Source organism: Clostridium sp. (assembly GCF_021443865.1).
Classification (GTDB): Bacteria; Bacillota; Clostridia; order Clostridiales; family Clostridiaceae; genus Clostridium.
Genome location: NZ_JABUTB010000118.1, coordinates 1 through 5,241, shown reverse-complemented (window position 1 = coordinate 5,241; position 5,241 = coordinate 1). Strand labels below are relative to the sequence as shown.

The window sequence follows — 5,241 nt, the reverse complement described above, 5'->3', positions numbered from 1 at the left end:
ATTTATTATTTATACTATAACTTTTCCAGCTACAACTACATTTTTAATATTAATATCTTCGTCAAATAATATTAAATCAGCATCATAACCTTCTTTAATAAGCCCTTTTCTATCAGCAACCTTACAATGCTTTGCAGGGTTATAGCTAGCCATTTTTACAGCTTCATATAAAGGTAGACCAACATTCTTATATACATTGTTAACAGCTTTGTCTAAAGTAAGAATTGAACCGGCTAGGCTTCCACTTAATAATCTAGCTGCACCATCTTTAACTACAACATCTTGACCACCTAAAGCATACATTCCATCAGGCATAGCACAAGCCATCATAGCATCTGTAACTAAAAGAACTTTATCAGAAGTTTTTTGCTTGTAAGCTATTCTAAGTGATGGATAAGATACATGAATTCCATCTGAAATAGTTTCAGTTGTTATATCACTATCAAATATAGCTCCTACAACTCCAGGTTCTCTATGAGAAAAAGGTGTCATGGCATTAAATAGATGAGTTGAATGACCACATCCACACTTTATTCCTTCCATAGCTTCATTATAAGTAGCTTTAGTATGACCTATAGAACAAACTACTCCTCTTTGAGATAATTCTTTAATTAACTCCTTTGCACCTGGTATTTCTGGAGCAATTGTAATTGATACTACAGCATCTTCAGCATCCCCAACCATTGCATTATAATTTTCTAATGTTGGTGGAATTAAATAATTAGGATTTTGAGCTCCTATAGCCTTTGGACTAATAAATGGACCTTCCAAATGAGCACCTAATACTATAGCGCCATCAGTTCCTTTTTCTTTTGCTTCCTTTATTACATTCATTGATTTTCTAATATCTTCTACTGCAACAGTCATAGTAGTTGGGGTAAAAGATGTAGTACCATGTTTAATTATTACCTTGGAAATTTCATTAATTGCTTCAAATGTTCCATCCATAGTATCGTGACCGCCTGCACCATGAATATGAACATCTATAAAGCCAGGTGATAAATATAAACCATTGGCATCTATCACTTCTTCATCATCATAATTACTTGGATTAATTTCTTTTATTTTTCCGTTTTCAATTAAAATAGAACCATTTTCTATTCTGTCAATATATATGATATTACAATTTTTAATAATCATATAAACACCTCCATACTTACTAACATATATTTATTATACCATATTAAAACAATATTCTTAAAAATAAATAATCTTTGTTATGTATTATTGTAGATATATTATATAATAAAAATAGTATAAACAAAAAATATTTAGATTTGGAGAATGTAACATGGAAGATTATATAAATGGAATAGTGGAATCTATTGTATTTAAAAGTGATGACACTGGATATGTAGTAAGTAAGATTAGAACTGAAAAAGAAATAATAAATGCAGTGGGAGTAGTTCCTTTTATAAAAGAAGGTCAACATGTTAAATTAAAAGGTCAATGGGTTGTTCATAAGCAATTTGGACGACAATTTAATATAGAGGAATATGAAGAAATACTTCCTAATTCTACAAAGGGCATAGAAAGATACTTATCTACAGGAATAATAAGAGGGATAGGTCCAATTACAGCTAAAAGATTAGTTGAAAAGTTTAAGGAAAAGACTTTAGAAGTTTTAGATACAGATATAGATAAAATAAAATTAGTAGAAGGAATAGGGGAAAAAAAGTTTGAGATTATTAAAGAATCTTATTTAGAACAAAGAGATTTAAAGGATATAGTTATATTCTTCCAAGGTCATGGGATGAGTACCAATCAATGTATAAAAATTCATAAGACCTTTGGTGCTAATGCTAAAGAGATTATTTTAGAGAATCCATATATTCTTTCAGATGAAATTAGTGGTATTGGATTTATAACTGCAGATAGAATAGCAAAGAGTATAGGAATTGAGGCAAGTTCACCTTTTAGAATTCAAAGTGGAATTAGATATATATTAAATCAATTTTCTGCTGCAGGTAATACATTTATGCCAAAGGATGAGTTAATAAAAGAATCAAGTAAGATATTAGGAGCAACACCTGAAATGGTAGAGGAGAGTTTATATAATTTATCTTTAGATTCTAAAATAAAAGTTGAGAAAATAGAAGGAAAGGATTCAGTTTTTGCATTACCATATTATTATTGTGAGTTAGGTGTCACTAATAGAATAATAACTTTGAGTATGGAGAACTTTAGAAATATTAATTCAGATATTGAGTTTGAAATAGGAGTTTTTGAAAAAAAATATAATATAAATTTTGCACCATCACAAAAAGAAGCAATAGTAGGAGCTTTTGATAATGGAATAGAGATAATCACAGGTGGTCCAGGAACAGGTAAGACTACTATAATAAAAGCTATAATTGAAATCTATGAAAATAACAATATGAAGGTAGTATTAGGAGCACCAACTGGAAGAGCAGCAAAAAGAATGAGTGAATCTACTGGAAGAGAAGCCAAGACAATACATAGATTACTTGAAATGGGTGTTAGTGATGAAGGGAAATCATATTATAAGCTAAGTGAAAGTGAACCTTTAGAAGCAGACGTAATTATCATAGATGAAGCCTCTATGATAGATGTAATGCTTATGAATAGCTTGCTTAAGGCTATAAAATTAGGAACTAGATTAATTATAGTTGGTGACGTAGATCAGCTTCCTTCAGTAGGAGCTGGAAATGTATTGAAGGATTTAATTGAAAGTAAGTTTATAAAAGTAGTAAGATTAAAGGATATATTTAGGCAAGGAAAAGAAAGCTTAATAGTAACAAATGCACATAAGATTAATAATAGTGAAATGCCTATTTTAAATAGAAAAGACGGCGATTTCTTCTTTGAAAATAAAGAAGATGTTAATGAAATACTTAGAACTATAATTGACTTAATTAATAGAAGACTTCCTAAATTCAATACAAGTTGGGATAAATATAGAGATATTCAAATATTAACTCCTACTAGAAAAGGAATATTAGGAGTACAAAATTTGAATAATGAGCTACAAAATGTATTAAATCCAAAATCACCAAGTAAAAGAGAAAAAGATTTGAAAGAGGTTACCTTTAGAGAAGGTGATAAAGTAATGCAAATTAAAAATAATTACTCTTTAAAGTGGGTTAGAATAAATGGATATGGAGATAATGAAGGGGTAGGCGTATTTAATGGGGATATGGGCTTTATAGAAAGTATTAATGATGAAGAAAAAACTTTAACTGTAATTTTTGATGATGAAAGAAAAGTTATTTATGATTATATATATTTAGATGAATTAGAGCTAGCCTATGCAATAACTATTCATAAAAGCCAAGGGAGTGAATTTAAAGTTATTATTACGCCAGCTTTTATGGGATCACCTCTACTTATGAATAAAAATTTACTTTATACTGCAATTACTAGAGCAAAGGAATTAGTTGTAGTTGTTGGAATTCCAAAGGCACTTCAATATATGATTACTAATGATAAGAGCATAAGTAGATATTCATCTCTAAAAAATAGAATTTTAGATATTACCAGTAATGAAATATTCACTGAGTAGGAGAATTTAAATGGTAGATAATATATTAATTAACGTTAAAGAGTTTAATAATTGTGTATCTAAAATAAATAAGTGGTATAATAAGCAAACAAAAATTTTGAATATAATAACAAATCCATACAATACAACGCTAATTTTCCTTAATATAATTAAGCTATTAATTGAAGAAAATAAGAAGATTTTGTATGTATGGAACGGTGAAAAATGCAATGAAGAAATATTAAGAGAATTAAAAAAAGAAAAATCAAGTTTTAAGTATTCATGCAATAAAGAATTGGATGGCTCTGAAGACTTAGTTTTTATAAATTCTAGAAATATGAAAAATATAAGGAATTACTATGATATTTGTATTATAGATGATATAAGTGTTTACTCTACAATTTCAAAAGAAGAAATAAGATCTGGAATAGAGTACTTATATATTTATACTAAAAGGATAATATCATATTCAGTAGATAAAGTTATAAATATGGGAACCTCATTTGAAATAAGCGATTTAATTAGAAAAAAAGTCTTTGTAGAACCAAGAGTAATTACAACTAGAGTAAAGCTTGATGAAGATATCCCATACACATTATATGATTATTTAATGTGGTTTAAAAATAATAAAAGAAAAGTAATAATTTATGTTCCCACGGAAGATAGAATCAATAAGATTTACAATTACTATACCAAAGAAATAAAAATAAAGGATGTTAATGTAATTAAATTTCTAAAGGGAGACTCTATAAGAGAATTAGAAAGTGCTTATATTAACAAAAATAAAAGTACATTTATTATTACTAACTATATAAGAGAATATTCAATAAAGACAGAAGGTGTAGATATAGTTGCATTATTTGCAGATGAAGCTTTTTATAATTATAAAAAAATTCTATATTTCTGTGCAGATGTGGGAAAAGATACTAAGTATAATAATATAGGGGAAGTTTTGTTAGTGGCTAAAGATATATCTGAGGATATGGATTTAGCTAAAGATATAACTAGGAGATATAATAAAAATATATGGGAAAATGGATTACTAAATTACTAATTTCATTAAAGGATGAATTGCTAGATATTATTTATCCGCCTAAGAATAGCTGTATAATTTGCCAAAGTGAATTTGTAGGGATATGTCCATTATGTAAAAGTAAGATAAAAAGGGTAAAAGAATTTGATGGAGTTCTTTCCTATGGATACTATAATGGAGCACTAAAAAAACTTATATTAGAATTTAAATACAATAAAAATTTTGTTGCAGGTTCAGTATTAGTAGAGTTTTTATGTGAAATGATTAGAGAAAATCAATTAGATGTAGATTATATAGTATATATACCCAGTAGCAAAAGGGCAATGAAAAATAGAGGTTTTAATCAATGTGAATATTTAGCTAAAGAGATAAAGAAAAGTTTAGATATTAGTATATGTAATGATGTAATAAAAAATAAAAATATTAAAGAACAAAAACTATTATCCAAAGAAGAAAGATGCAAAAATATAAAGGGTGCATTTAAATTAAAAACTGATAAAAACATCAAAAATAAAAGAATATTAATTATTGATGATGTTATGACTACGGGAGCAACCATATATGAATGTGAAAAGTTACTTAAAGAAAATGGAGCTCTTTCAATAAAAATGTTGACAGTTGCTAAAAGTTATATATAATAATTAGAGTGAAGATAGGTCTGTGGATGAAAGTCGATGCCAGTCGCAGGCAAAACGATCCACGTAAG

At 27.8% G+C, this 5,241-nt stretch carries 4 protein-coding genes; 3 read left to right on the top strand and 1 reads right to left on the bottom strand.

Annotated features, from left to right (window positions below):
• Nucleotides 1–9: 9 nt before the first annotated feature.
• Complete coding sequence (gene nagA, locus HUJ77_RS14290) at nt 10–1,140, bottom strand: N-acetylglucosamine-6-phosphate deacetylase (RefSeq protein WP_291709743.1); 1,131 nt, start codon at nt 1,138–1,140, stop codon at nt 10–12.
• A gap of 151 nt (nt 1,141–1,291) precedes the next feature.
• Between nagA and HUJ77_RS14285 the strand changes: the two genes are divergently transcribed.
• The 3 genes from HUJ77_RS14285 to HUJ77_RS14275 are packed head-to-tail and all read left to right on the top strand — an operon-like array spanning nt 1,292 to nt 5,173.
• Nucleotides 1,292–3,523, top strand: coding sequence for an ATP-dependent RecD-like DNA helicase (locus HUJ77_RS14285; protein WP_291709741.1), 2,232 nt, complete (start codon nt 1,292–1,294; stop codon nt 3,521–3,523).
• Between the two features lie 10 nt (nt 3,524–3,533).
• The gene (locus tag HUJ77_RS14280) at nt 3,534–4,556 is read left to right on the top strand and encodes a hypothetical protein (protein WP_291709739.1); all 1,023 of its coding nucleotides are present in this window, start codon (nt 3,534–3,536) and stop codon (nt 4,554–4,556) included.
• Nucleotides 4,529–5,173, top strand: coding sequence for a ComF family protein (locus HUJ77_RS14275; protein WP_291709738.1), 645 nt, complete (start codon nt 4,529–4,531; stop codon nt 5,171–5,173). Before HUJ77_RS14280 ends, HUJ77_RS14275 begins: the two co-directional genes overlap by 28 nt.
• The last annotated feature ends 68 nt before the right edge of the window (nt 5,174–5,241 follow it).

Excerpts from the sequence above, each read along its gene's own strand:
- nagA (WP_291709743.1), bottom strand. The coding sequence starts at position 1,140 with ATGATTATTAAAAATTGTAATATCATATATATTGACAGAATAGAAAAT.
- HUJ77_RS14280 (WP_291709739.1), top strand. The coding sequence starts at position 3,534 with ATGGTAGATAATATATTAATTAACGTTAAAGAGTTTAATAATTGTGTA.
- HUJ77_RS14285 (WP_291709741.1), top strand. The coding sequence starts at position 1,292 with ATGGAAGATTATATAAATGGAATAGTGGAATCTATTGTATTTAAAAGT.
- HUJ77_RS14275 (WP_291709738.1), top strand. The coding sequence starts at position 4,529 with ATGGGAAAATGGATTACTAAATTACTAATTTCATTAAAGGATGAATTG.